Genomic DNA, 25,655 nt, shown 5'->3' on the forward strand with positions numbered 1-25,655 from the left:
GAATAATAGGAAGTTGCCCCGTGTGGCAAATGTGATTGCGCTCTTACTTTTACGCATCTCAGGTAATTAAAAATAATTTTATGGCGTATTTTGGCCTGAAAGTTTTACTTCGATGATGAAAGTTTAAGTTTATTAACATGCGAGGCAAACGCGGTGGCCCACTCCCAGCGAACGGAAGACACGACTTATCTTGAGCAGATCCATCTCAACGATAAATCGATTTATTTCAATCGTATGCAAAATATGCCGGCCAATTACTATCACTGGCATCAGTGTGCGGAGATTCTCTCGGTGTCGCGTGGGGTCGGGATTGCGCTGATGGAACACCAGCAGTACACGGTCAAACCGGGTCGCCTGTTTATCTTCCCGCCCGGCAAGCTGCACAAGGTGTACGTCGAGCAGGATGAACGTAACCTTTATCATCGTACGACCCTGCACTTTAACCCGCTGCTGTTAGAACCGTGGTTACGGGATTTTCCCCGTCAGCAGATGCTGCTGCGCCAGCTGTGTGGCCGCGGTGAGAAGGCGCGGGTGTTTGATGTGGGCGACCTGCAGCCGGTGATTGAAACGCTGTTACAGCGCTTTGAAACGTTGACCCACGAGGAGAGCTGGAGCACCAGCGACAGCGCCTTTCTGATTATGCAGCTAATCAGCCTGTTGCCACAGCAGGAGCAGGCAACCGGGCATAATACCTTTTCATCGACCATTATTCGCTGGCTGGAAAATCACTACCACGAACGCTGTTCGCTGGAGGAGATTGCGGCGGTAATGGGCTGTTCGCGCGGACACACCTCGCGGCGTTTTCATGATGAAACCGGCGGCACGATTCAGGAATATTTGATGATGCGGAGAATTCGCCAGGCTTGCGAATTATTGCTGCATTCGCAGCTCTCGGTGCGGGAAATTGCTGAACGGGTTGGTTTTACCGAATACGCGTGGTTTATTACCTGTTTTCGCAAAAATATGGGCAAAACGCCGTTGCAGTATCGTAAGGCGTATCCCTACACGCTGCCGGGCGCTGATTTGTAGGCCGGATAAGGCGTTTACGCCGCCATCCGGCAGGGTAGGGCAGATTACCGGATGGCGCTGCGCTTATCTACGCAAAGAGATGCTCCGCGTGGAACCGCAGATGGTCTTCAATAAAGGAGGCAATAAAGTAATAGCTGTGGTCGTAACCCGGCTGAATACGCAGGGTGAGCGGCCAGTCTTTCTGCCGCGCGGCTTCGGCAAATACCGCAGGTTGTAGCTGGTCGGCCAGGAATTGATCGTTATCGCCCTGGTCAATGAGCAGCGGCACCGGCGCTTCAGCGCGGCTTGCCAGCAACAGTTCGGTGCTGTCCCATTCGGCCCAGCGTGCAATATCGTCACCGAGATAGGCGCTAAAGGCTTTCTTTCCCCAGGGCACACGGCTTGGGTTGACGATGGGCGCAAAGGCCGAAGCGCTGCAATATTGACCCGGATTTTTGAGCGCCAGCATTAACGCGCCGTGGCCGCCCATCGAGTGGCCGCTGATGGCACAGCGTTCACTCACGTTAAACTGTTCCTGAATCAGCGCCGGCAGTTCGTCACGCAGGTAATCGTACATGCGATAGTGGGCGGCCCACGGCGCCTGGGTGGCGTTTAAGTAGAAGCCAGCACCCTGGCCAAGATCGTAAGCGGCATCGTTAGCCACGCCTTCGCCACGTGGGCTGGTATCCGGCATGACCAGCACAATACCCAATTCTGCGGCAACACGCTGCGCGCCCGCTTTGGTGGTGAAGTTCTCGTCGTTGCAGGTCAGACCGGACAGCCAGTACAGCACTGGCGGCGGCGTTTTTTTGCCTTCCGGTGGCAAAAACAGGCTGAACGTCATCGGGCAGTTCAGCGTGGTGGAATGGTGCTGCCAGCGCTGCTGCCAGCCGCCATAACAGCGGTGCTCTTCAAGCATTTCCATGCGGGCTCCTCGCGGTTTTGGTCAGAATTAATAGTCCCATCATACAGATAATTCATCGCTGGTGAGTAACTTTCACTTCCGCATAACATTTACATGTTGCATCATAAAGATAACTTTACATTCACATTTGAGGCTTTCATGCCGGTACGAATTGCGCTCAGCGGCTTTCTGGTGCTAGTGGCAACGATGGGGATTGGGCGCTTTGCTTTTACGCCTCAGGTGCCGCTGATGATTGCGGAAGGTGAGCTGACGCTGACCAGCGCCGGGCTGGTGGCGGCGCTTAACTATCTGGGTTACCTGGTGGGAGCCTGGGATGCTATGCGTACCCATCGTGGCGTTGAGGCCCGACTGTATCTTGGCATCATTGGTGCGGTGGCGCTGACCTTTCTATCCGCGTTGGCGGATAACGCCTGGCTGCACGGTGCGCTACGTTTTGTTATCGGCTGCATGAGCGGCTGGTCGATGGTGCTGACGGCGGCATGGGTGAATGAACGGCTGGCGCACTATGCCAGGCCGGGGCTCAGTGCGGCTGTGTTTGCCGGGCCGGGGGCGGGGATCGCGATAAGCGGCCTGCTGGGCGTATTTATTCATGCGCAGGCGCTGAGCGCGGCGGCGGGCTGGCAGCTGTACGGCGTGCTGGCGCTGCTGCTGGTGGCGTTGATTGGCCGCTGGTTGCCGCGGCCCGGCGAACTGCACCGTAGCGGTGAAAAGCCGGAGCCATTAACCTTAACCCGCAACCTGAAGCGGCTGGTGTGGAGCTACAGCCTGGCGGGCTTTGGCTATATTCTGCCTGCCACCTTCTTATCGCAAATGGCCAGCCAGCGTTTCCCGGACAGCCTGTTTGCTCAGTTTATCTGGCCGGTTTTTGGCCTCGCGGGGGCAACAGGGATTGCGCTGAGTATTGCTACGCGTGGCCTGGGTCACACGCACCAGCGGTTGGCGATAGTATTGTGGCTGCAGGGCGTCGGCGTGCTGGCCGCCTGGCTGCTGCCGGGGATGAGCGGGCTGGTTGTCGGCGCGCTGCTGGTTGGCGGCGGATTCCTCGCTGCGGTACAACTCTCTCTGCTTTATGGCCGCGAGCTGGCGCCAAATCACGCCCGCTATATGGCCGGGCTGCTGACCACCGGCTATGCCGTCGGGCAACTGATAGGGCCAATGACTTCGGCGCTCTCGACCTGGCTGACCCAGCGACTGGAGCCCGCGCTGGGGATTGCTGCGGTTGCGCTACTGATTGGTGGCGCGCTGGTCTGGCGTCCGCAGCCTGAAAAGTAAGAACGATTGCAATAATTATCGCGACGAATACTGGATTCTGTGCGTCGCCTCACGCACAATGAGTGCAAACTTTGCACCGACAAAAGCAAAGTGCACACCTGCAGGAGAAATAATAATGTCATCACTGAGTAAAGAAGCGGTCCTGGTACACGAAGCGTTGGTCGCCCGTGGTCTGGAAACCCCGCTGCGCCCACCGGTGCGCGAAATGGATAATGAAACCCGTAAGCGCCTGATTACCGGACATATGACTGAGATCATGCAGTTGCTGAATCTCGATTTAAGTGATGACAGTCTGATGGAAACGCCGCGCCGCATCGCCAAAATGTATGTGGACGAGATTTTCTCTGGTCTGGATTACGCCAATTTCCCGAAAATTACCGTCATTGAAAACAAAATGAAGGTCGACGAAATGGTGACCGTGCGCGATATCACGCTAACCAGCACCTGCGAACATCACTTTGTGACCATTGATGGTAAGGCGACCGTCGCCTATATCCCGAAAGATTCGGTGATTGGCTTGTCGAAAATTAACCGTATCGTGCAGTTTTTCGCTCAGCGCCCGCAGGTGCAGGAGCGTTTAACGCAGCAAATCCTGACTGCGCTGCAAACGCTGCTGGGGACCAACAACGTGGCGGTCTCCATTGACGCGGTGCACTACTGCGTGAAAGCGCGCGGCATTCGCGATGCCACCAGCGCGACCACGACCACGTCGCTCGGCGGTCTGTTCAAGTCCAGCCAGAACACCCGCCAGGAGTTCTTGCGCGCGGTGCGTCACCACAACTAATACATCAGCGGAGCAGGGGACATGGAGAGAAACGTCACGCTGGATTTTATTCGTGGCGTTGCCATTCTGGGGATTCTGCTGCTGAACATCAGCGCCTTCGGCTTGCCGAAGGCCGCCTATCTTAACCCGGCCTGGTACGGCGAGGTCACCTCGCGCGATGCCTGGACGTGGGCCATTCTCGATCTCTTTGCTCAGGTCAAATTCCTGACGCTCTTCGCGCTTTTGTTTGGCGCCGGGCTCCAGCTACTGCTACCGCGCGGTTCACGTTGGATCCAAAGCCGCTTAACGCTGTTGGCGCTGCTGGGCTTTATCCATGCGTTGCTGTTTTGGGACGGTGATATTCTGCTGGCCTACGCGCTGGTAGGGCTTATCTGTTGGCGGCTGGTGCGTGACGCCGGGGAAGTCAAAGCGTTGTTTAATACCGGCGTGATGCTCTATGTCGTCGGCGTAGCCGTGCTGATCCTGCTGGGGTTGATTGCCGACAGCGGCCAGAGCCGTTCATGGGTGCCGGATGCTTCCAGTCTGCTGTATGAACACTACTGGAAGCTGAACGGCGGGCTGGAGGCGTTCAGCAATCGCGCTGATATGTTATCCGCTAACCTGCTGGCGCTGGGCGCGCAGTATGGCTGGCAGCTGGCGGGCATGATGCTGATGGGGGCGGCGCTGATGCGCTGCGGCTGGCTGAAAGGGCAGTTCAGCCTCCGTCATTATCGCCGCTGTGCGGGCATTTGTATTCCGCTCGGTATGGTGATTAATCTGCCTGCGATTGCCGCGCAGTGGCATCTCGGCTGGGACTACCGCTGGTGCGCTTTCTTGTTACAGGTCCCGCGGGAAATCAGCGCACCCATTCAGACACTGGGCTATGCGGCGCTGGCCTATGGCTACTGGCCGCAAATCAGCCGTTCTAAACTTGCTGCAGCCGTTGTCTGCGTGGGCCGTATGGCGCTCACTAACTATCTGCTGCAAACGCTCATCTGCACCACGCTCTTCTATCATTTCGGTCTGTTTATGGAATTCGATCGCCTGACGTTGCTGGCTTTCGTGGTTCCTGTCTGGCTGGTCAACCTCGTCTTTTCCGTGTTGTGTCTGCGTCGCTTCCGTCAGGGGCCGGTGGAATGGCTATGGCGGCAGTTGACGGCGAAAGCCGCTGGTGTTTCATTCCGCAATACATTTAGATAACGATCGAGATCACAACCATTAACAAAATGGATGTAACCGTTTCCAGACGTGTGACCGCCCTCACGTAGTTGCCGCCAGCTCGCTGCCAGAATAGCGCATCTTGATGGACCCAGGAGGTGTCACGTGAACTGCAGCACTATTCAATCGGGCGGTGAGTATGGTCACCATTCGTGATGTCGCGCGCCAGGCTGGCGTTTCCGTTGCTACCGTCTCCCGGGTGCTGAACAACAGCGCACTGGTAAGCCAGGATACCCGCGAGGCAGTGATGAAAGCGGTTGCCGCGTTAGGCTATCGGCCAAACGCCAACGCGCAGGCGCTGGCCACCCAGGTCAGCGATACCATTGGTGTGGTGGTGATGGACGTCTCCGATGCTTTCTTCGGGGCGCTGGTGAAAGCGGTTGATACAGTGGCCCAGCAGTATCAAAAAAATGTACTGATTGGCAACAGCTATCATGAAGCGGACAAAGAACGTAACGCCATTGAAGTGTTGATACGTCAGCGCTGTAGCGCGCTGATCGTCCATTCAAAAGCGTTAAGCGATCGGGAGTTGAGCGAGTTCATGGCTCAGATGCCCGGCATGGTGCTAATCAATCGTATCGTCCCCGGCTATGCGCACCGCTGCGTTTGCCTCGACAACGTCAGTGGCGCGTTGATGGGCACCCGAATGCTGCTCAATCATGGCCATCAGCGTATCGGCTACCTGGCCTCCAGTCACAACATCGAAGATGACGACATGCGTCGGGAAGGGTGGGCGCGAGCCTTACTGGAACAGGGCATCGTGGCGCCGGACAGTTGGGTTGGCACCGGGACGCCAGATATGCAGGGCGGTGAGGCGGCAATGGTTGAACTGCTCGGGCGCAACGCCGGACTGACGGCGGTTTTTGCGTATAACGATAACATGGCCGCCGGGGCGCTAAGCGCGCTCAAAGATAACGGTATTGCGGTACCGCAGCAGGTTTCGGTGATTGGTTTTGATGATATCCCGATTGCGCGCTATACCGATCCTCAACTCACCACCGTGCGCTATCCGATTGTTTCTATGGCAAAACAAGCCACTGAACTGGCGTTACTCGGTGCTGCAGGAAAGCTCGACGGTGACGCTACGCATTGTTTTATGCCGACCCTGGTTCGCCGCCACTCGGTGGCTCAGCGGCAATTTGTGCATCCCATCACGAACTAAGTTGTTAATCCGATGTAACCGTTTTCAATCTGTGAGTAAATTCACAGATTGTTAACATCGCGATGGCTATAGTGGCAGCGTTTATCAGGCTGAAACATGATGTAACGGTGATTAATCACTTTTTATAGCGTAGACCAGCTGCAAACACAGAATAAATCGTACTCTGGATCGTTACTCAACACGGAAGAACAAATTTTGATCAGTGAATTTCGTCGGGTGGTAACATTCCATTAACCATGCCCGCCGACTATTTTCACCCGTACTACCCTGCATAATAAAACCGGAGATACCATGAATAAGAAGGTGTTAACCCTGTCTGCTCTGATGGCCAGTATGTTTTTCGGTGCCGCAGCGCACGCTGCCGATACCCGTATCGGTGTGACTATCTATAAATACGACGACAACTTCATGTCCGTTGTGCGCAAGGCGATTGAGAAAGACGGCAAATCTGCCCCGGATGTTCAGCTGCTGATGAACGACTCCCAGAACGACCAGTCCAAGCAGAACGACCAGATTGACGTGCTGTTGGCAAAAGGCGTGAAAGCGCTGGCGATCAACCTGGTTGACCCGGCAGCGGCGGGCACGGTGATTGAAAAAGCGCGCGGCCAGAACGTGCCGATCGTTTTCTTCAACAAAGAACCTTCACGTAAAGCGCTGGATAGCTATGACAAAGCCTTCTATGTCGGTACCGATTCAAAAGAGTCCGGTATTATCCAGGGCGACCTGATTGCTAAGCATTGGGCGGCGAACCCGAACTGGGACCTGAACAAAGACGGTCAGATTCAGTTCGTACTGCTGAAAGGCGAACCAGGCCACCCGGACGCGGAAGCGCGTACCACCTACGTTATCAAAGAGCTGAACGACAAAGGCCTGAAAACCCAGCAGCTGCAGCTGGATACCGCAATGTGGGATACCGCTCAGGCGAAAGATAAAATGGACGCCTGGCTGTCTGGCCCGAACGCCAACAAAATTGAAGTCGTGATTGCCAACAACGACGCGATGGCGATGGGTGCGGTTGAAGCGCTGAAAGCGCACAACAAATCCTCTATCCCGGTGTTTGGCGTCGATGCCCTGCCGGAAGCGCTGGCGTTGGTTAAATCGGGTGCGATGGCCGGTACCGTGCTGAACGATGCAAATAACCAGGCGAAAGCCACTTTCGACCTGGCGAAAAACCTGGCTGAAGGTAAAGGCGCCGCTGATGGCACCACCTGGAAAATTGAAAACAAAATCGTCCGCGTTCCATACGTTGGCGTAGATAAAGATAACCTTAGCCAATTCACCGGTAAGTAATCTTTAAATATATGGGGCGCACATCGGTGTGCCCCATAAATACTGACTCAGAATTATCGCGGCCAGGTATATATATGGACAACAATAATAGAGAGCCGTCAGGTGAATTCTTGTTGGAAATGAGCCAGATCAACAAGTCTTTTCCCGGCGTAAAAGCACTCGATAATGTTAACCTGAGAGTTCGTCCACACTCTATCCATGCATTAATGGGTGAGAACGGTGCGGGCAAATCAACGTTATTAAAATGCCTATTTGGGATCTATCAAAAAGATTCCGGCAGCATTCTCTTCCAGGGCAAGGAAATCGATTTTCATTCCGCTAAAGAGGCGCTGGAAAACGGTATTTCGATGGTCCACCAGGAACTGAACCTGGTATTACAACGCTCCGTGATGGATAACATGTGGCTGGGACGTTATCCCACCAAAGGCATGTTTGTCGATCAGGACAAAATGTATCGCGATACCAAAGCCATCTTTGACGAGCTGGATATTGATATTGACCCGCGTGCGCGCGTGGGCACGTTATCTGTTTCGCAGATGCAGATGATTGAAATCGCTAAAGCCTTCTCCTATAACGCCAAAATCGTGATTATGGATGAACCGACCTCATCGCTGACGGAGAAAGAGGTGAACCATCTGTTCACCATTATCCGTAAGCTGAAAGATCGTGGCTGCGGCATCGTCTATATTTCGCACAAAATGGAAGAAATCTTCCAGCTGTGCGACGAAATCACCGTTCTGCGCGACGGGCAGTGGATTGCTACCCAGCCGCTGGAAGGGCTGGATATGGACAAGATCATCGCCATGATGGTAGGGCGCTCGCTAAACCAGCGCTTCCCGGACAGGCAGAACGTACCGGGGGAAGTGATCCTCGACGTGCAGCACCTGACATCCCTGCGCCAGCCGTCGATTCGCGACGTATCATTCCAGTTGCGCAAAGGGGAAATCCTCGGTATCGCCGGGCTGGTGGGCGCCAAGCGTACCGATATCGTTGAAACGCTGTTTGGCGTACGTGAAAAGTCGAGCGGGACCATTACCCTGCACGGTAAGAAAATCAACAACCATAGCGCCAACGAAGCGATTAATAACGGTTTTGCGCTTGTTACCGAAGAACGCCGCTCAACCGGTATTTATGCTTACCTTGATATTGGCTTTAACTCTTTAATTTCGAATATCAAGAGTTATAAAAACAAAGTGGGCCTGCTGGATAATTCACGCATGAAGAGCGATACCCAATGGGTTATCGACTCGATGCGCGTAAAAACCCCAGGGCATCACACGCAAATTGGTTCGTTATCCGGTGGTAACCAGCAGAAGGTCATTATTGGACGCTGGCTGTTAACTCAGCCTGAAATTCTGATGCTGGATGAGCCGACTCGCGGTATCGACGTGGGTGCAAAATTTGAAATTTATCAATTAATCGCCGAGCTGGCAAAGAAAGATAAAGGGATCATTATTATTTCTTCAGAAATGCCAGAGCTGCTGGGTATTACTGACCGTATCCTTGTCATGAGTAATGGCCTGGTTGCCGGAATTGTAGAAACGAAAACCGCAACGCAAAACGAAATTCTCCGTCTTGCGTCATTGCACCTTTAATTTCAGGGGCTCGACATGAGTGCGTTAAATAAAAAAAGCTTTCTCACTTATCTGAAAGATGGCGGTATTTACGTTGTTCTTTTGGTTCTGCTGGCTATTATTATTATCCAGGACCCGACTTTCTTAAGTTTGTTGAACCTTAGTAACATCCTGACTCAGTCTTCTGTACGTATTATTATTGCCCTCGGCGTTGCCGGGCTGATTGTGACCCAGGGTACCGACCTGTCGGCGGGTCGTCAGGTCGGCCTCGCGGCGGTGATTGCCGCGACGCTGTTGCAGTCGATGGAGAACGCCAACAAGGTGTTCCCGGAAATGGCGACGATGCCAATCTTTGTGGTTATCCTGATTGTTTGCGCGATTGGCGCGGTGATCGGCCTGATTAACGGGATTATCATCGCTTACCTGAACGTGACGCCGTTCATCACCACGCTGGGTACGATGATCATCGTTTACGGCATTAACTCCCTGTACTACGACTTCGTGGGCGCGTCGCCGATTTCCGGCTTTGACAGCGGCTTCTCGACCTTCACGCAAGGGTTTGTCGCACTCGGTAGCTTCCGCCTGTCGTACATTACCTTCTACGCGTTGATTGCCGTTGGGTTTGTCTGGATCCTGTGGAACAAGACTCGCTTTGGTAAAAACATCTTTGCTATCGGCGGCAACCCGGAAGCGGCGAAAGTCTCCGGTGTGAACGTTGCGTTGAACCTGCTGGTGATTTATGCGCTGTCAGGCGTGTTCTACGCCTTCGGCGGGATGCTGGAAGCGGGGCGTATCGGCTCAGCAACCAACAACCTCGGCTTTATGTACGAACTGGATGCTATCGCGGCCTGCGTGGTGGGTGGGGTTTCATTCAGCGGTGGCGTGGGTACGGTGCTCGGCGTGGTGACCGGTGTTATCATCTTCACCGTTATCAACTACGGTCTGACCTATATCGGCGTCAACCCGTACTGGCAGTACATTATCAAAGGCGCGATTATTATCTTCGCGGTGGCGCTGGATTCACTGAAATACGCGCGTAAGAAATAACATATACATTAGGCAAAAAGCCCGGCGTTTGAACCGGGCTTTTTTACGTTTAAGCGTTGAGGTTATCAGGATTTTTTCTTCTGCAGTTCCAGCAGCTGCTCCGGCGTTACCGCCGGGTATCCCTGCGCATCATCCGGTACTTCCTGCTGGGCAGGAATCGGGATCAGCGGGCCTAAGAAGCGCGGCTCGCGCTTAAACAGGTAAAGATCGGCCAGCGCGCCAAAGCGGGCGCCAAATTCACGCAGACGAACGCTCCACATATCTTTCGGTGATGGCACCGCATAGCACTGCGCCTGAATGCCCATATGCAGGGCGATAAACAGCGCGCGTTCGCAATGGAAGCGCTGGGTAATGATGATGAAGTCGTTGGTGTCGAACACTTTACGGGTACGGACGATGGAATCGAGCGTACGGAAGCCGGCGTAATCCAGCACGATATCTTCCGGCGCCACGCCGGCTTTGATCAGATCGCGGCGCATGGTCATCGGTTCGTTATAGCTTTGCAGCGCGTTATCGCCGCTCAGCAGCAGATAGTTAACCTTGCCGCTGTTGTAGGCGTTAAGAGCACCCTGAATACGGTAACGGTAATACTGGTTGATCACGCCGGTGCGATAGTACTTCGCGGTGCCGAGCACCACACCCACCTGACGGTAGGGGAGATCTTGCAGCTCGTCATAGATGTAGGGCGCTGTTTTCCAGCTCATCCAGCGATCGAGACCCAGCACGGTCAACAGCAGCAGGCCGCACAGGACTAACAGGCTGTATAACACACGCTTTAACATGAACTTGGCTCAACCGTGGACGAGGGAGACATCAGGCTACTTTACCCGTCGGGCAAGCGCAAGAAACCATCGTTTAATTGCGGGGAAATTAGACAACGGAGGCGGATTACCGTTTGTAGGCCGGATAAGGCAAAGCCGCCATCCGGCAATCCGCGCCAGTCAGCCTGATGGCGCTGCGCTTATTGGGTTATGCCAACAGAACGCGATCGATATTGTGGCAGCCGAGCGCTTTCAGCGTCGCGGCGGTGGCATCCCACTGAATCAGCGGCGCGTCGGCGCGTTCTGCCAGAATGGCGCGCTGAATATCCGGGTAGTCGTAGCCGTTCAGGCTCAGCAGGTTCAGTGCGCCCTGCAACGGTGGCAGCGTTGGGTTAAACGCGGCGTTTTCAGCGTAGCTGCCGCTGAAAATGGTGCCATCGCGTAACTCCAGCGCGACGCCAGACGGCGATTGGCTGTACGGGGTATGGCTCTGATTCGCGGCTCGAATCGCAGCCTGTGCTAGTGCGTCGCCCTCGAGCGGATAACCGTGATCCTGTGCGTCCATCAGCAGGGTCTTGATCTCCAGATCTTTCGGGCCAAAGGCGTCCGGCAGGTAATCCTGCAACGTGTGTGGCTGACGGCCCGGCAGATTGATACGCAGCGCCAGTCCGCTGTTCAGCTCGTTCATAAACTGACGGCAGTGGCCGCACGGCGTGTAGTTGACGGTAATCGCTTGCAGCGCTTTTTCACCGCGCAGCCAGGCATGGCTGATGGCGCTTTGCTCGGCATGAACCGTTTGTTGCATGGTCGCGCCAAGGAATTCCATGTTGCCGCCGAAATACCAGGTGCCGCTGACACCGCGGGCAATCGCGCCAACGTTAAAGTGAGAGAGGTCTGCGCGGGCGCAAGCGGCCGCCAGTGGCAGGAGCGCGAAAGCGAGCGCGTCTTCGTCCAACCCCGTCGCCTGTTGCAGCGATGAGACCTGCCCGGCGCTTAACAGGGCAGGGAAGTGCGGATCGGCTAACAGCGGAGCGATAGCGGTCTGCAGGTCTGCCGCCAGTTGCGTAAAAGCAGATTGAAAACGTGGATGCATGGCGTTGTGCCTCATAACAATGTAATGGGATCGTAGTGTACGGGGCACGAACGCGACAATAAGTGATCAATATCTCATTGCTAGTGCAACGCATGCAATCTCAACCAAAAATGTGTGATTTGTCTCGTTTTATCCCACGACCGCCAGAATAATCGGGAACAGGAATGGTGCGATCAGCGAGGTAATAATCCCGCAGATGACCAAAGCCAGTGAACTAAATGCCCCTTCCTGGTAGTCCAGCTCCGCGCAGCGGGCGGTACCGAGGGCGTGCGACGCGGTGCCCATCGACAGGCCGCGTGAGGCTTTAGTGGTAATGCGCATCAGATTCAGCAGCGTATGGCCAAATACCGCGCCGAGGATCCCGACATAAATCACGCACACCGCGCTAATGGCTGGAATACCGCCGATGCTGCCGCTCACCGCCATCGCAATCGGGGTCGTGACCGATTTCGGCAGAATAGAGGCGGCAATTTGCGGCGATGCGCCCATCATCAGCGCCACGGTGGTGCCGGTAATCATCGCCACCGCGCTACCGATAAAGCAGATAGTGATGATGGATTTCCAGCGCGCGCGAATCTGGTGCAGCTGTTCGTACAGCGGGTAGGCGAGGGCGACCACCGCCGGTTGCAGCAGATCGTTCAGTACTTCGCTGCCTTTGAAATAGTGGTCGTACGGGATTCCGGTCAGCATCAGGAACGGAATGATCACCACCATAGAAACCAGCAGCGGGTTGAGCAGCGGCATTTTGAAACGCGCGCCCAGCTTACGGGCGGCAAAAAAGACAACCAGGGTCAGCGGCAGCGACCACCATATATAATGGAGCATTATTTTTTCGCCTCTTCTTGCCCAACGACGTTACGTTCCCCGTGTACCAGATGTGAGCTCCAGCTCACCACGACCAGCACCACCAGGGTACTGATCGTGCAGGAGACTACCACCGGGCCAAACTGCGCGCTGAGCAGCGCGAAATACTGCATCACGCCAACGCCAATCGGCACAAACAGCAGCGCCATATAGCGAATAAGCACGTAGCAACCGGGGTTGACCCATTTGGCGGGCAGAATTTGCAACGCCAGCAGGACGAACAGGATAAGCATGCCGATAATGCTACCGGGGATGGTGATGGGCAGCAGCGAAGAAACAAAAATTCCGGCATAAAGGCAGGCGTAAATCAGCACGAATGCACGCAGGTATTGCCAGATAATATTCAGTGATTTGAGCATGGGATTCACCTTTGGTGGAATGCATTCATCATACAATTAAACCCTGAAATGTGCTACCGATCACAACATGAAATCTGAGCATAGCTGATATAGATAAGCGGAACATCAGCCATTTATCCGCGGGTTAGCCCTCATGGTGTACCGGATGCGATAAAAAGTGGAGAAAACGGCTCAGCGCCAGCGACGGGAGATCCTTCTTGCGCCAGAATACGCCAACGCTGCCTTTCTGCTCAATGCGCGGCAGCGCCAGAATCGAGAGCTGTCCCTGACGTTGATAGCGTTCGGCCAGACGTAAGGAGAGAATCGAAATCATATCGCTGCTTTGCAGCAGGTTAACGCTGATGTTCATGGACGCTGATTCGATGGTATTTTCCGGCAACATCACGCCGTTTTCCACCAGCGCATTATCGATACTCTGGCGGATGGGTGTGCCGTTTGGCCAGACTATCCAGCGCCACGGGGCCAGATCGTTCCAGGTCAGGCTGGGGAGGTGCGCCAGCGGATGGTCGGTGCGCGCCACAAAGCACACCGGTTCGGTATACAGCACTTCATAGTTCAGAGGCAGTTCCAGTGCCCGGCCGCCGATACGTCCCACCACCACATCCACCACGCCGGACTGTAAATCATGCAGCAGCGGCGTCATTACCTTTTCTTCAATATTCAGATGTAGCGTCGGCATTTCGGCCAGCAGTGGGAAAATCGCCTGGGAAACGCAGTCGGTGGCCACCGGCGAGCAGCCAATTTTCAGGCTGCCGACCAGCCCGCCTTGCTTAAAGCGCTCCATCTCAAACTGTGAACGTTCGATATCGTTGATTAGCCGCTGGGCGTGCTGAAGCAGCAGCTTGCCGCCTTCCGACGGACGTAACCCTTTACTGTGCCGCTCGAACAGCGTCAGACCCAACTCTTCCTCAAACTGGGTCAGCCACTTCGACAGCGCGGGCTGCGTGATGTGCATTCTTTTCGCCACCTGGGTGAGATTTCCCTGCTCGCCGAGCGCCACCAGGATATGCAAATGATGTAGCTTCAGTTTCTGCGTCCAGTCCGCCATCAGGTATAACCTCCAGGTTATGGTTAAGCATGAAATGCCATTGTACAACTCATTTCTCTTATCACAAAATGGCAACATAAAAGCAAAAAAAGAAACATCTTACCCTGTGCCGTTCGGGCCAGACGCGCGAACGGCGAAATGGATAACCTGCATTTACCGAGGCCCTCCCTATGACGCAACGACGTGAACTTCAGGCGCTAATCGACGCCGCCCCTATCGGCGCGATGCAGTGGCGCGTCATTATTTGCTGTTTCCTGGTGGTGATGATGGACGGGTTTGATACCGCCGCCATCGGCTTTATCGCCCCGGCCATTCGTGAACACTGGCAACTGAGCGCCGCCGATCTTGCCCCGCTGTTTGGCGCCGGTTTGCTGGGCCTGACCGCAGGCGCGCTGCTGTGTGGCCCGCTCTCCGACAAACTTGGGCGTAAACGGGTGATTGAATGGTGCGTCGCGCTGTTCGGCCTCTTCAGCCTGTTGTCCGCCTTCTCGCCCAATCTGGAAATGTTAATTGTACTGCGCTTCTTAACCGGCCTCGGCCTCGGCGGCGCGATGCCTAACACCATTACTATGACCTCGGAATATCTGCCGTCCCGCCGTCGCGGTGCGTTGGTCACCCTGATGTTCTGCGGCTTTACCCTCGGTTCGGCGCTCGGCGGTATCGTCAGCGCGCAGCTGGTGGCGGTGATTGGCTGGCATGGCATTCTGGTGCTGGGCGGCGTGCTGCCGCTGGCGCTGTTCTTCGGCCTGCTGGTCGCGCTGCCGGAGTCGCCGCGCTGGCTGGTCCGTCGTCAGCGTCCGCCAGCACAAATCAGCCGTACGCTCAGTGCCATGACCGGCGAGCGCTACGAAGACACCGAGTTCTGGCTGGATGAGCCCGCCGCCACGCAAAAGGGCAGCATCAGCCAGCTATTCGCCGGGCGTCAGCTCACCATCACGCTGATGCTGTGGGTGGTGTTCTTTATGAGTTTGCTGATCATCTACCTGCTTTCGAGCTGGATGCCGACGCTGTTGAACCATCGTGGTATCGATTTGCAACACGCCTCGTGGGTGACGGCGGCGTTCCAGGTCGGCGGTACGCTGGGCGCGCTGTTGTTGGGCGTACTGATGGATAAATTCAATCCTTTCTGGGTGCTGGCCGTCAGCTATGCGTTGGGTGCGGTATGCATTGTGATGATTGGCCTGAGCGAAAACGGTTTGTGGCTGATGGCGCTGGCGATTTTTGGCACCGGCATCGGTATCAGCGGGTCGCAGGTGGGGCTTAACGCGCTGACCGCGACGCTCTATCCCACGCAAAGCCGCGCCACCGGCGTGAGCTGGTCCAACGCCATTGGCCGCTGTGGCGCCATCGTCGGTTCGGTCTCCGGCGGCATGATGATGGCGATGAATTTCTCATTCGACACCCTGTTTTTTGTGATTGCCGTACCGGCCGCCGTTAGCGCCGTCATGCTGACATTGCTGACGCTGGTCGTACGCCAGTCATCCCGAGTACCCGAATCGCAGCCCGTTATGGGCGCGGTGAAAAGTTAAGGAGAATAATAATGACCGCGGATGTAAAACACGATCGCCAACAGTTCAACCAGCACATTTCCGGGCAAAACCTGACGCCGCTGTGGGAATCGTTGCATCACCTGGTGCCTAAAACGCCGAACGCCAACTGCGCACCGGCCTACTGGAACTACCAGGAAATTCGCCCGCTGCTGCTGGAAAGCGGCACGCTGATTGGCGCGAAAGAGGCGGTGCGCCGCGTGCTGGTGCTGGAAAACCCCGGCCTGCGCGGTCAGTCATCGATTACCTCGTCGCTGTATGCGGGCCTGCAGCTGATCATGCCGGGCGAGGTGGCGCCAAGCCATCGCCATAACCAGTCGGCACTGCGTTTTGTGGTGGAAGGTCATGGCGCGTTTACCGCCGTTGACGGAGAGCGCACCCAGATGAGCCCCGGTGACTTTATCCTCACCCCGCAGTGGCGCTGGCACGACCACGGCAACCCGGGCGACGAACCGGTTATCTGGCTCGACGGTCTGGACCTGCCGCTGGTGAACTATCTCGGCTGCGGCTTTGCCGAAGATTACCCGGAGGAACAGCAACCGGTGACGCGTAAAGAGGGGGATTACCTGCCGCGCTACGCCGCCAACATGCTGCCGCTGCGCCACCAGGTGGGCAACTCATCGCCGATTTTCAACTACCGCTATGACCGCAGCCGCGAGGCGCTGCATGACCTGATGCGTCTGGGCGAGGCCGACGAGTGGGATGGCTACAAGATGCGTTACGTCAACCCCGTCACCGGCGGCTACCCGATGCCGTCGATGGGCGCTTTCCTGCAACTGCTGCCGAAAGGCTTCCAGTCGCGTCAGGCGCGGACCACCGACAGCACCATCTACCACGTGGTGGAAGGCAGCGGCGAAGTGACCATCGGTGAGCAGACCTTCAGCTTTAAAGCGAAAGATATTTTTGTTGTGCCGACCTGGCACAGCGTGTCGTTCAACACGCCCGAAGAGACAGTGCTATTCAGTTTCTCGGACCGACCTGTCCAGGAAGCCCTGGGTCTGTTCCGCGAAGCGCGCTATTAATCAGGAGAAGAAAAATGAGCAAATACGTATTTGAACCCCAGGCCCCGGTAGCGATTCCGGTTGTTGGCAGCGATGAGCAGTTCCCGGTACGCCGCGTTTACTGCGTAGGCCGTAACTATGCCGCTCACGCCCGTGAAATGGGCTTTGATCCGGATCGCGAACCGCCGTTCTTCTTCTGCAAACCGGCCGATGCGGTGGTCCCCGTTGCCGCGGGCGAAACCCTGAACCTGGCCTACCCGGCGCAGACCGACAACTATCACTATGAAATTGAGCTGGTGGTTGCCATTGGTAAAAAAGGAAGCGATATCCCGCTGGAAAAAGCCGAAGAGTACATCTGGGGCTACGCCACCGGTCTGGATATGACCCGCCGCGACCGCCAGATGGAGATGCGTCAGATGGGGCGTCCGTGGGAAATCGGCAAGGCATTTGACCTCTCTGCGCCGATTGCGCCGCTGCATAAAGTCGCCGACGCGCCGTCGCTGGAAAAAGCGCCAATCTGGCTGCAGGTTGATGGCAAAGATCGCCAGCGCAGCGATATTGAACATCTGATTTGGGATGTGAAAGAGACCATCAGCTATCTGTCCGGCTTCTTCGAGCTGCAACCGGGCGACCTGATCTTCACCGGTACGCCGGAAGGTGTGGGCGCGGTGGTGAAGGGCGAAACCATCACCGGTAACGTCGAAGGGTTAACGCCCATTGCGGTGAAAATTGTTTGAGGTGACTGATGAAGCTGTACAGTTTTTTTAATAGTTCGGCCTCTTACCGCGTCCGTATTGCGATGGCGCTGAAGGGCATTGACCACCAGACGGTAGGCGTCAACATCCGTATCGGCCAGCAGAACGCGCTGGAGTACCGCCGCCTGAACCCGGTGGGGCTGGTGCCTGCGCTGATTACCGACGACGGTGAGTCGCTGGGGCAATCGCTGGCGATTATTGACTGGCTGGACAGACATTTCCCGCAGACGCCGCTGCTACCGGCGAACGATCCGCAGCGCATGCGCGTGCTGGAAGTGGTGTACGCCATCTGTTGCGACATCCACCCCATCAACAACATGCGCGTATTGCGCTATCTCAGCGATGAGCTGAAGGTCAGTGAAGAACAGAAAAAACGCTGGTATGCACACTGGATCCAGCAGGGGCTAAGCGCGGTTGAGCAACTGCTGCGTCGAAGCCAATCCGGGGCGTTTTGTTTTGGCGATGCGCCGACGCTCGCCGACTGCTGCCTGGTGCCGCAGTGGGCTAACGCCGAGCGCATGGGCTGCGATCTGAGCGGATTCCCGCGCTGTAAAGCGGTCTATGACGCCTGTACGGCGCTGCCGGCGTTTATCGCCGCCGCTCCGGAAAACCAGCAGGACAAGATCCCGGCGTAGTCAGAAAAGGAGAATTATCATGGCAAAAGTCACGCGTGCAATCATTGTCGGCGGCGGTATTGGCGGTGCGGCCACCGCGCTGTCGCTGGCGCGTCAGGGCATTCAGGTGATGCTGCTGGAGCAGGCGCATGAGATCGGCGAAATTGGCGCCGGGATCCAGCTGGGGCCGAACGCGTTTTCCGCGCTCGATAGCCTGGGTGTGGGCGACGTCGCCCGTCAGCGTGCGGTCTTTACCGATCACATCACGATGATGGATGCGGTCAACGGTGAAGAGGTGATCCATATTGAGACGGGACAGGCGTTCCGCGATCACTTCGGCGGCCCGTATGCGGTTATTCACCGTGTGGATATCCATGCCACGGTCTGGGAAGCGGCACTCCAGCATCCGGGGGTGAAATATCGCACTTCCACTCATGTGGTGGACATTCGTCAGACGGCGGATGATGTCACCGTATTTGATGATAAGGGCAATAGCTGGACGGCGGATATTCTGATCGGCTGCGACGGCGTGAAATCTGTGGTGCGTCAGAGCCTGCTCGGCGATACGCCGCGCGTCACCGGTCACGTGGTGTACCGCGCGGTGGTGGAACGCGACGATATGCCGGAAGACCTGCGCATCAACGCGCCGGTGCTGTGGGCAGGCCCACACTGTCACCTGGTGCACTATCCGCTGCGCGGCGGTAAACAGTATAACCTGGTCGTGACCTTCCACAGCCGCGAGACGGAAGAGTGGGGCGTGCGCGACGGCAGTAAAGAAGAAGTGATGTCGTACTTCAAAGGCATTCACCCGCGTCCGCGCCAGATGCTGGACAAACCGACCTCCTGGCGACGCTGGTCCACCGCCGACCGCGAGCCGGTGGAGAAGTGGGGTAACGATCGCATTACGCTGGTGGGCGATGCCGCACACCCGGTAGCCCAGTATATGGCGCAGGGCGCCTGCATGGCGCTGGAAGATGCGGTGACGCTGGGTAAAGCGCTGACGCAGTGTGACGGTGATGCCGCCCGCGCGTTTGCACTGTACGAGTCTGTGCGTATTCCGCGTACCGCACGTATCGTCTGGTCCACCCGCGAAATGGGCCGCCTGTACCATGCGGCGGGCGTTGAGCGTCAGGTGCGTAACCTGCTGTGGAAAGGGAAAACCCAGGACGAGTTTTACCGTGGGATTGAGTGGCTGTACGGCTGGAAAGAAGATAACTGTCTGGAACCGCGATAGCCGCGATGGGCTTTCTCTTTTAAGGATTGCCTCTTATACAAAAATTAGTGGGACAGGACCGAATATATATTAGTCAGGTGAAAGGTTCCGTTCACTTTACGCCAGGCAGAACATAACGTCTTTTCACCGGTGAACGGGCCAAGGGGGGCGGCCGCGCCCCCCTTGACAATCCCCGCGGCCCCGCGGGGAAATCGGTGCTTCGCACTACGCTCACCTACGAACTCCAGCCTACGGCACGGCGAAACTCGACGTCCTGTCTCGGTTCGCCTCAGTCCGCCATCCATGGCGTCCTGACCTTGTCTTCCATTCTCCGGTTCGCCGATTTCCAGCGGGGACTCATCGGTTTCAGTGGCTCTGGTTTTTGCTGTTAACTAAAAGACCGCACTGGTGTTGGTGGCGTCTAAATCGCCGAAGCGTTCCCTGAAGGCCGGGGCAGCCCACAGGGATGTGGGCTGAGGGCGCGGCTTTACAGGGATGTTACCTCGCGCCCGACCCGAAAGCCGTAAGGGATAAGCTGAGGGCACCGCGAAGCGGCGATTTTGCCGCCAGAGCCCGGGGGTGCAGGGGGCGGCGGCGACTGGCCGCCCCTTGCGCGCTCCCTGCGCCCGTGCAATTTATGTGGCGGGAACCGGATAAGGAGCGCAACGGAGTAATAAATCCGCATACATCTCCCTCATCCCTGATAACTGTCGTCGGGAATTGTGTATAAGAGACAGCTTCAGGGAGAGGAGGTCGAATGGGCCGCAAACTAACCCACCAGCGCCTTATCTTTGGCTAACATAAACGGCCGCAGATACCCCACGGCGTTAGAGAGCGGTATCACGTCATCGCTCAACGCAATATGCAATGTCTCGCGAATATACGCCCGGCGCGCTTCGATACGCGCCCACAGTTGCGGATAATCCCGCGCGATCTGCTGCTGCAACGCCGCGTCCGCCAGCGCCACGCTCTCTTCGGCGCTCACCCCGGTATACCCCGGCACCGACGGAATAATATCGATCTGCACGATCATGCCGCTTTTCAGCGTCTCGGCGGAGTCAGGATAAACCGGTGATGACATCCACTCCTCATCGGCGCTCAGGTGCCCCGGATTCAGATGCCAGCCGTATTGCGCTTTCGGCAGCACGCGTTCGACTAAATCGTACAGCTCGCCGCCCGACATACCGATCTTAATATGTTCAAGCCACGTTGCTACCGCGCCGAAGTAAGGCTTTGCCACCCGGTCTAAATAATCGCGCTGGTTTTCAGGCAGCTCGCTTTCATCGGCAATGACAAACCCGGTTCGACTGGATAGCCCGCCCTTAAACCCGGTGGTCATCGACAGCGGCTGGCCGCGCTCGACTTTTTTCCATGAAGGGTAGAGGTTAGCCTTCTCAAAACGCTGCCCGGTTGCGGCGATGGTGACGACTGACGGTGCCTGCCCTTCGGCGGCGAGCAACGCGCCCAGCTCCACCTCACGAATACCCACCTCAACGGCATCCAGCGCTGCCAGCATGCAGCGAGAAGCCAGGTTCGCGCCGTACTCATAATGGGCGATTTCGTTGGCGTTATTCACCACTCTCACCCCTTTGTCGCCGCCAATAAACAGATGCGCGGCGTTAATCAACTCGGCGTGAGTGCTCTGTTTTATTGCGTCGACGATAAACCACGGCAGGTCGAACAGCTTCGTGTTGTCGCTCCCGGCCGCCGTAAACATCTTCCAGCCCACGAGGCCCACTTTCGACATCGCGCTCAGCCCTGTTTCGCTAAACAGTTGTGCCAGCGGTTTTTCGTTATCCATTGGCTGATTCGGCAGCGAGAACAGCGGGCAGTGCTTTAGCGTGACCGGAATACGCGAGTGAGCCGCCATCTTCAGGTTTTCATTACCGAGGATCGCAGTGGCGTGCCCGGATTTATGCAGCACCAGCAGACCTTCCTCAAAACGTGGGATAAATCCGGTCAGGTATTCAAAATTACTGCCGTGCTCTTTATCGGCGTAGATGATCAGCGCGTCAAAACGTTCTTCCTGCATCCGTTCGAGCAGCTTCGTTTTGCGCTCAAGCAGGGTGGCATCGGTCAGCGTGACCGGCGGTACGTCGCTGAAGCCGCGCGGCGGCTGGATACGCTTTAGCTGGATATCCCTGGTATTCATTATTCACCTCCTGATGTGTCGACTGGCAGTGGAAAGCGGCATACTAAGACGTTACCATAGCGCCTCTTTTTTTTCCGGATAACAATATGCGTGTTTTACTGGCACCGATGGAAGGTGTGCTCGATTCCTTAGTGCGCGAGCTGCTGACCGAAGTGAATGATTACGATCTGTGCATCACCGAATTTCTGCGCGTGGTGGACCAACTGCTGCCGGTAAAATCGTTCTACAAGCTCTGTCCGGAACTGCATAACGAGAGCCGCACGCCTTCCGGCACCCGCGTGCGTATCCAACTGCTGGGGCAATATCCCGAGTGGCTGGCGGAGAACGCCGCCCGCGCGGTGGAGCTCGGTTCCTGGGGCGTGGATCTCAACTGCGGCTGCCCGTCGAAAACCGTTAACGGCAGCGGCGGCGGGGCCACGCTGCTAAAAGACCCGGAGCTTATCTATCAGGGCGCAAAAGCCATGCGCGAAGCGGTGCCGGCGCATCTGCCGGTAACGGTTAAAGTGCGTCTGGGCTGGGACAGCGGCGCGCGGCAGTTTGAAATTGCCGACGCGGTGCAGCAGGCTGGGGCCACTGAACTGGCGGTGCACGGGCGCACCAAAGAAGATGGCTATAAGGCCGAGCGCATCAACTGGCAGGCGATTGCCGATATCCGCCAGCGCCTTTCCATTCCGGTTATTGCTAACGGTGAGATCTGGGATTACGACAGCGCGCAGGCGTGCATGGCCGTGACCGGCTGCGACGCGGTGATGATTGGTCGCGGCGCGCTGAACGTGCCAAACCTCAGCCGGGTTATCAAATACAACGAGCCGCGGCTGCCGTGGCCGCAGGTGGTCGATTTACTGAAAAAATACGCCTATCTGGAAAAGCAGGGCGATACCGGCTTGTATCACGTGGCGCGCATCAAGCAATGGCTGGGCTATCTACGCAAAGAGTACGCTGAAGCCACCGAGCTGTTTACCGCCGTGCGCGCGTTGCAGGAATCGAAGCTGATTGCCCGGGCGATTCACGACTGGCAGGCATAAAGTATCCGATCTGCATCACAATTTTCCCGTCGCTCCATTGAGCAAAGCGACCGTTAAATGAAATACTCGTAGCCGATTGTTACTGCTACGGCAGGCAAAACCTGATTATCTGACGTTTGTCAGGTGTCAGGTTTTTTTGTTTCTGGGGTTCATAAATGCAGATCGCCAAAGTTCTTAATAATAATGTGGTGGTGGTTCTGGATGAACACCGGCGTGAGCAGGTGGTGATGGGGCGAGGGCTAGCCTTTCAGAAACGCGTCGGGGACTTATTGGATGAGTCGAAAATCGAGAAAATTTTTGCCCTGCAAAGCGATGAGCTGGCGGGGCGTTTAGGTGAATTACTCAGTCAGATCCCGCTGGAGGTGATGACCACCTGCGACCGGATCATCGAACGGGCGCGCGAGCGGCTCGGAAAATTGCAGGAAAGCGTCTACATCACGCTGACCGATCACTGCCATTTTGCCATTGAGCGGCAGAAAAACGGCGTCGCGCTGCGCAACGTGCTGCTGTGGGAGACCAAACGGCTCTACCCGAAAGAGTTTGCGCTGGGCCAGGAGGCGCGGGCGCTGATTGCCCAGCGTCTCGGCGTTGAGCTAGCGGAAGATGAAGCCGGGTTTATCGCCCTGCATCTGGTGACCGCGCAGCTCAACAGTGAAATGCCGGAAGTGATGCACGTCACCCGGGTAATGCAGGAAATTTTGCAACTGGTGAAGTATCAGCTGCGGCTGGAGTACAACGAAGAGTCGTTAAGCTATCAACGCTTCGTGACTCACCTGAAGTTTTTCGCCCAGCGGATGCTCACGCGAACGGTGGTAGAAGACGACGACGCAGAGCTGCACAGCGCGGTGAAGGACAACTACGCCAAAGCGTGGAAGTGCGCGGAGACCGTCGCCCTGCATCTGCAAAACAGCTACCAACGGTCGCTGACGACGGAAGAAATTATGTTTCTCGCCATTCACATTGAACGGGTGAGAAAAGAGGGGCGTTAGCCCTTCCACAACTGGATTGTTACTGCATCATGCAGGCAAAACCTGAGCGCGACGTCTTACCGGCGTCGTTCTCGGGTTTTTTTGTTTTTAATACTCGGTCAAGGAATATTGCATGGAATACAAAGCACTCGCGCAGGATATTCTCAGCCACGTTGGTGGCAAAGAGAATATTGTGAGTCTGGTTCACTGCGCCACGCGGCTGCGTTTTAAGCTTAAAGAGAGCGGTAAGGCGGATGCTGAAGCGCTGAAGGCCAACCCGGGCGTCATCATGGTGGTGGAGAGCGGCGGTCAGTTTCAGGTGGTGATTGGCAACCACGTCCACGACGTCTGGCAGGCGGTGCGCTATGAAGCGGGGATCACCGATGACAGCGAACCGGTAGCGGTGAAGGGGGAAAAAACCTCTCTCCTCGGCCAGGTGATTGACGTGGTTTCCGGTATTTTTGCCCCGTTTATCGGCGTGATGGCGGCGACGGGTCTGCTGAAGGGGCTGCTGGCGCTGGCGGTGGTGTGCGGCTGGCTTAATCCTGAGCAGGCGACTTACAAAATCTGGTTTGCCGCCAGCGACGCGCTGTTCTTCTTCTTCCCGCTTTTCCTGGGCTATACCGCCGGGAAGAAGTTTGGTGGTAATCCGTTTATCTCGATGGTGATTGGCGGCGCGTTAACGCATCCCTTGATGATTCAGGCCTTCGAAGCCGCGCAGGCACCGGGAGCGAGCGCCGAATATTTTCTCGGGATCCCGGTGACGTTTATCAACTACAGCTCGTCGGTTATCCCGATTATTCTCGCCGCGTGGGTCAGCTGCTGGATTGAACGGCGCAGCAACGCGCTGCTGCCGTCGGCGATGAAAAACTTCTTCACCCCGGCGATTTGTCTGGCGATTGTGGTACCGCTGACCTTCCTGATTATTGGCCCGGTGGCGACCTGGCTCAGCCATATGCTGGCGAACGGCTACCAGGTGGTGTACGAAGTCGCGCCGTGGCTGGCCGGGGCCGCATTGGGCGGGTTGTGGCAGGTTTGTGTGATCTTTGGCCTGCACTGGGGGCTGGTGCCGCTGATGATCAATAACATGACCGTCCTTGGCCACGACTCCATGCTACCTATCATTCTCCCCGCGGTGCTGGCGCAGGTGGGGGCGGTGCTGGGTATTTTTCTTGCTACCCGCGATATGCGTCAGAAAGTGCTGGCGGGATCGGCGTTTTCCGCAGGACTTTTTGGTATCACCGAACCGGCGATTTATGGCCTGACGCTCCCGCTGCGTCGCCCGTTTATTTTTGGCTGCGTGGCCGGCGCGTTGGGCGGGGCGATTACCGCGTTCAGCAATAGCTACGCATTCTCGTTCGGTCTGCCGAACATCTTCTTCCCGGCGCAGATGATCCCGCCAGGCGGTATTGATGCCAGCGTGTGGGGGGGGCTGATTGGCACCGCAGTGGCCTTTATTCTCGCCTGTGCGCTGACCTTCTTTGCCGGATTACCGCGTAAAACGATTGAGCCGATGGCGGTCGTGAAAGCCGGTGAAAATGACGTGTTGTCGCCAATGACCGGCACCGTGCTGGCGCTGGATCAGGTGCCGGACAGCACGTTCGCCAGCGGCCTGCTCGGCAAGGGCGTGGCGATTATCCCGAGCGAGGGCAACGTGATCGCGCCGTTCAGCGGTGAGGTGGCGTCTATTTTTCAGACCAAACATGCCATCGGTTTATTGAGCGACAGCGGGATTGAACTGCTGATCCACGTGGGGATCGACACCGTTAAGCTCGACGGCGCGCCGTTCACCGCCCACGTCAAAGAGGGCGACAAAATTCAGGCGGGCGATCTGCTCTTAACCTTCGACCGCCAGATGATTCTGGACGCCGGTTACGACCTGGCGACGCCGATTATTATCAGCAACAGCGATGACTATCCGGAGCTGGATATTGTTGCCGCCAGCGCGGTAAGCGCCGGTCAGCCGCTGTTAACCGTACAGCATTAATCACAGGAG

Annotated in this window: 22 protein-coding genes and 1 pseudogene; 16 read left to right on the forward strand and 7 right to left on the reverse strand. The window is 56.5% G+C overall.

Going from position 1 to position 25,655, the window contains the following annotated elements; genetic code table 11:
• Positions 1-153 precede the first annotated feature (153 nt).
• Entirely contained in the window at positions 154-1,029 is an 876-nt protein-coding gene (locus tag ACW14G_RS03290; protein ID WP_249023012.1) for an AraC family transcriptional regulator, read from the forward strand.
• 67 nt (positions 1,030-1,096) lie between these two features.
• Here the strand turns inward: ACW14G_RS03290 and fghA are convergent, their stop codons facing one another.
• A complete protein-coding gene (gene fghA / locus ACW14G_RS03295; RefSeq protein ID WP_163447606.1) occupies positions 1,097-1,933 on the reverse strand; it encodes an S-formylglutathione hydrolase in 837 nt (278 codons plus the stop codon).
• A gap of 138 nt (positions 1,934-2,071) precedes the next feature.
• On the opposite strand from fghA, the gene ACW14G_RS03300 reads away from it, so the two are divergent.
• The 7 genes from ACW14G_RS03300 (at position 2,072) to mglC (ending at position 10,259) form a co-directional block, all read left to right on the forward strand.
• Positions 2,072-3,205, forward strand: a complete 1,134-nt coding sequence (locus ACW14G_RS03300) for a YbfB/YjiJ family MFS transporter (RefSeq protein ID WP_249023013.1) — start codon at positions 2,072-2,074, stop codon at positions 3,203-3,205.
• Between the two features lie 115 nt (positions 3,206-3,320).
• Positions 3,321-3,989, forward strand: coding sequence for a GTP cyclohydrolase I FolE (gene folE / locus ACW14G_RS03305; protein ID WP_064544110.1), 669 nt, complete (start codon positions 3,321-3,323; stop codon positions 3,987-3,989).
• Positions 3,990-4,010: 21 nt separating this feature from the next.
• Positions 4,011-5,168, forward strand: coding sequence for a DUF418 domain-containing protein YeiB (gene yeiB / locus ACW14G_RS03310; RefSeq protein ID WP_249023014.1), 1,158 nt, complete (start codon positions 4,011-4,013; stop codon positions 5,166-5,168).
• A 157-nt stretch (positions 5,169-5,325) separates the two neighbouring features.
• Positions 5,326-6,348: an HTH-type transcriptional regulator GalS gene (galS, locus tag ACW14G_RS03315; protein ID WP_163447608.1), complete on the forward strand. Its 1,023-nt coding sequence runs from the start codon at positions 5,326-5,328 to the stop codon at positions 6,346-6,348.
• Positions 6,349-6,639: 291 nt separating this feature from the next.
• Positions 6,640-7,638 (forward strand): galactose/glucose ABC transporter substrate-binding protein MglB, encoded by a 999-nt coding sequence (gene mglB, locus ACW14G_RS03320; protein WP_064544116.1) that lies wholly within the window; start codon positions 6,640-6,642, stop codon positions 7,636-7,638.
• Positions 7,639-7,712: 74 nt separating this feature from the next.
• Positions 7,713-9,233: a galactose/methyl galactoside ABC transporter ATP-binding protein MglA gene (gene mglA / locus ACW14G_RS03325; protein WP_223802996.1), complete on the forward strand. Its 1,521-nt coding sequence runs from the start codon at positions 7,713-7,715 to the stop codon at positions 9,231-9,233.
• Between the two features lie 15 nt (positions 9,234-9,248).
• Entirely contained in the window at positions 9,249-10,259 is a 1,011-nt protein-coding gene (gene mglC / locus ACW14G_RS03330) for a galactose/methyl galactoside ABC transporter permease MglC (RefSeq protein ID WP_163447610.1), read from the forward strand.
• A gap of 65 nt (positions 10,260-10,324) precedes the next feature.
• Here mglC and sanA read toward each other — a convergent pair whose 3' ends face one another.
• The 5 genes from sanA to ACW14G_RS03355 all read right to left on the reverse strand — a co-directional run bounded on the left by sanA (position 10,325) and on the right by ACW14G_RS03355 (position 14,384).
• Positions 10,325-11,041 carry an outer membrane permeability protein SanA gene (gene sanA / locus ACW14G_RS03335; RefSeq protein WP_163447611.1) on the reverse strand — a complete coding sequence of 239 codons (717 nt, stop codon included), beginning with the start codon at positions 11,039-11,041 and terminating at the stop codon, positions 10,325-10,327.
• A gap of 187 nt (positions 11,042-11,228) precedes the next feature.
• Entirely contained in the window at positions 11,229-12,113 is an 885-nt protein-coding gene (gene cdd / locus ACW14G_RS03340) for a cytidine deaminase (RefSeq protein WP_163447612.1), read from the reverse strand.
• A gap of 129 nt (positions 12,114-12,242) precedes the next feature.
• Positions 12,243-12,938 (reverse strand): CidB/LrgB family autolysis modulator, encoded by a 696-nt coding sequence (locus tag ACW14G_RS03345; protein ID WP_163447613.1) that lies wholly within the window; start codon positions 12,936-12,938, stop codon positions 12,243-12,245.
• The gene (locus ACW14G_RS03350; RefSeq protein ID WP_163447614.1) at positions 12,938-13,336 is read right to left on the reverse strand and encodes a CidA/LrgA family protein; all 399 of its coding nucleotides are present in this window, start codon (positions 13,334-13,336) and stop codon (positions 12,938-12,940) included. Before ACW14G_RS03350 ends, ACW14G_RS03345 begins: the two co-directional genes overlap by 1 nt.
• Before the next feature lie 124 nt (positions 13,337-13,460).
• Positions 13,461-14,384, reverse strand: a complete 924-nt coding sequence (locus ACW14G_RS03355) for a LysR substrate-binding domain-containing protein (RefSeq protein ID WP_249023015.1) — start codon at positions 14,382-14,384, stop codon at positions 13,461-13,463.
• Between the two features lie 170 nt (positions 14,385-14,554).
• Here ACW14G_RS03355 and mhbT point away from each other — a divergent pair, with 170 nt between their 5' ends.
• From mhbT to ACW14G_RS03380, 5 genes are read left to right on the forward strand one after another with little or no spacing between them, the layout of a single operon-like run.
• Entirely contained in the window at positions 14,555-15,913 is a 1,359-nt protein-coding gene (gene mhbT, locus ACW14G_RS03360; RefSeq protein ID WP_167575425.1) for a 3-hydroxybenzoate transporter MhbT, read from the forward strand.
• 11 nt (positions 15,914-15,924) lie between these two features.
• A complete protein-coding gene (gene gtdA / locus ACW14G_RS03365) occupies positions 15,925-16,953 on the forward strand; it encodes a gentisate 1,2-dioxygenase (protein ID WP_249023017.1) in 1,029 nt (342 codons plus the stop codon).
• Positions 16,954-16,967: 14 nt separating this feature from the next.
• Positions 16,968-17,669, forward strand: a complete 702-nt coding sequence (locus tag ACW14G_RS03370) for a fumarylacetoacetate hydrolase family protein (RefSeq protein WP_064544141.1) — start codon at positions 16,968-16,970, stop codon at positions 17,667-17,669.
• An 8-nt stretch (positions 17,670-17,677) separates the two neighbouring features.
• Positions 17,678-18,322, forward strand: a complete 645-nt coding sequence (maiA, locus tag ACW14G_RS03375; protein WP_167575428.1) for a maleylacetoacetate isomerase — start codon at positions 17,678-17,680, stop codon at positions 18,320-18,322.
• Between the two features lie 19 nt (positions 18,323-18,341).
• Positions 18,342-19,535: a 3-hydroxybenzoate 6-monooxygenase gene (locus ACW14G_RS03380; RefSeq protein WP_163447619.1), complete on the forward strand. Its 1,194-nt coding sequence runs from the start codon at positions 18,342-18,344 to the stop codon at positions 19,533-19,535.
• Between the two features lie 748 nt (positions 19,536-20,283).
• Here the strand turns inward: ACW14G_RS03380 and ACW14G_RS03385 are convergent.
• A complete protein-coding gene (locus tag ACW14G_RS03385) occupies positions 20,284-21,666 on the reverse strand; it encodes a M24 family metallopeptidase (RefSeq protein ID WP_249023018.1) in 1,383 nt (460 codons plus the stop codon).
• 86 nt (positions 21,667-21,752) lie between these two features.
• On the opposite strand from ACW14G_RS03385, the gene dusC reads away from it, so the two are divergent.
• From dusC to bglF, 3 genes and pseudogenes are all read left to right on the forward strand, one after another.
• Positions 21,753-22,691: a tRNA dihydrouridine(16) synthase DusC gene (gene dusC, locus ACW14G_RS03390; protein WP_163447620.1), complete on the forward strand. Its 939-nt coding sequence runs from the start codon at positions 21,753-21,755 to the stop codon at positions 22,689-22,691.
• A 155-nt stretch (positions 22,692-22,846) separates the two neighbouring features.
• Entirely contained in the window at positions 22,847-23,680 is an 834-nt protein-coding gene (gene bglG, locus ACW14G_RS03395) for a transcriptional antiterminator BglG (protein ID WP_163447621.1), read from the forward strand.
• Positions 23,681-23,706: 26 nt separating this feature from the next.
• Positions 23,707-25,646, forward strand: a pseudogene (bglF, locus tag ACW14G_RS03400) (PTS beta-glucoside transporter subunit IIABC).
• The last annotated feature ends 9 nt before the right edge of the window (positions 25,647-25,655 follow it).

This window comes from Kluyvera sp. (assembly GCF_965301105.1).

Coding starts and splice junctions, on each gene's coding strand:
- fghA (WP_163447606.1), bottom strand. CDS start 1,933: ATGGAAATGCTTGAAGAGCACCGCTGTTATGGCGGCTGGCAGCAGCGC.
- ACW14G_RS03300 (WP_249023013.1), top strand. CDS start 2,072: ATGCCGGTACGAATTGCGCTCAGCGGCTTTCTGGTGCTAGTGGCAACG.
- folE (WP_064544110.1), top strand. CDS start 3,321: ATGTCATCACTGAGTAAAGAAGCGGTCCTGGTACACGAAGCGTTGGTC.
- yeiB (WP_249023014.1), top strand. CDS start 4,011: ATGGAGAGAAACGTCACGCTGGATTTTATTCGTGGCGTTGCCATTCTG.
- galS (WP_163447608.1), top strand. CDS start 5,326: ATGGTCACCATTCGTGATGTCGCGCGCCAGGCTGGCGTTTCCGTTGCT.
- mglB (WP_064544116.1), top strand. CDS start 6,640: ATGAATAAGAAGGTGTTAACCCTGTCTGCTCTGATGGCCAGTATGTTT.
- mglA (WP_223802996.1), top strand. CDS start 7,713: ATGGACAACAATAATAGAGAGCCGTCAGGTGAATTCTTGTTGGAAATG.
- mglC (WP_163447610.1), top strand. CDS start 9,249: ATGAGTGCGTTAAATAAAAAAAGCTTTCTCACTTATCTGAAAGATGGC.
- sanA (WP_163447611.1), bottom strand. CDS start 11,041: ATGTTAAAGCGTGTGTTATACAGCCTGTTAGTCCTGTGCGGCCTGCTG.
- cdd (WP_163447612.1), bottom strand. CDS start 12,113: ATGCATCCACGTTTTCAATCTGCTTTTACGCAACTGGCGGCAGACCTG.
- ACW14G_RS03345 (WP_163447613.1), bottom strand. CDS start 12,938: ATGCTCCATTATATATGGTGGTCGCTGCCGCTGACCCTGGTTGTCTTT.
- ACW14G_RS03350 (WP_163447614.1), bottom strand. CDS start 13,336: ATGCTCAAATCACTGAATATTATCTGGCAATACCTGCGTGCATTCGTG.
- ACW14G_RS03355 (WP_249023015.1), bottom strand. CDS start 14,384: ATGGCGGACTGGACGCAGAAACTGAAGCTACATCATTTGCATATCCTG.
- mhbT (WP_167575425.1), top strand. CDS start 14,555: ATGACGCAACGACGTGAACTTCAGGCGCTAATCGACGCCGCCCCTATC.
- gtdA (WP_249023017.1), top strand. CDS start 15,925: ATGACCGCGGATGTAAAACACGATCGCCAACAGTTCAACCAGCACATT.
- ACW14G_RS03370 (WP_064544141.1), top strand. CDS start 16,968: ATGAGCAAATACGTATTTGAACCCCAGGCCCCGGTAGCGATTCCGGTT.
- maiA (WP_167575428.1), top strand. CDS start 17,678: ATGAAGCTGTACAGTTTTTTTAATAGTTCGGCCTCTTACCGCGTCCGT.
- ACW14G_RS03380 (WP_163447619.1), top strand. CDS start 18,342: ATGGCAAAAGTCACGCGTGCAATCATTGTCGGCGGCGGTATTGGCGGT.
- ACW14G_RS03385 (WP_249023018.1), bottom strand. CDS start 21,666: ATGAATACCAGGGATATCCAGCTAAAGCGTATCCAGCCGCCGCGCGGC.
- dusC (WP_163447620.1), top strand. CDS start 21,753: ATGCGTGTTTTACTGGCACCGATGGAAGGTGTGCTCGATTCCTTAGTG.
- bglG (WP_163447621.1), top strand. CDS start 22,847: ATGCAGATCGCCAAAGTTCTTAATAATAATGTGGTGGTGGTTCTGGAT.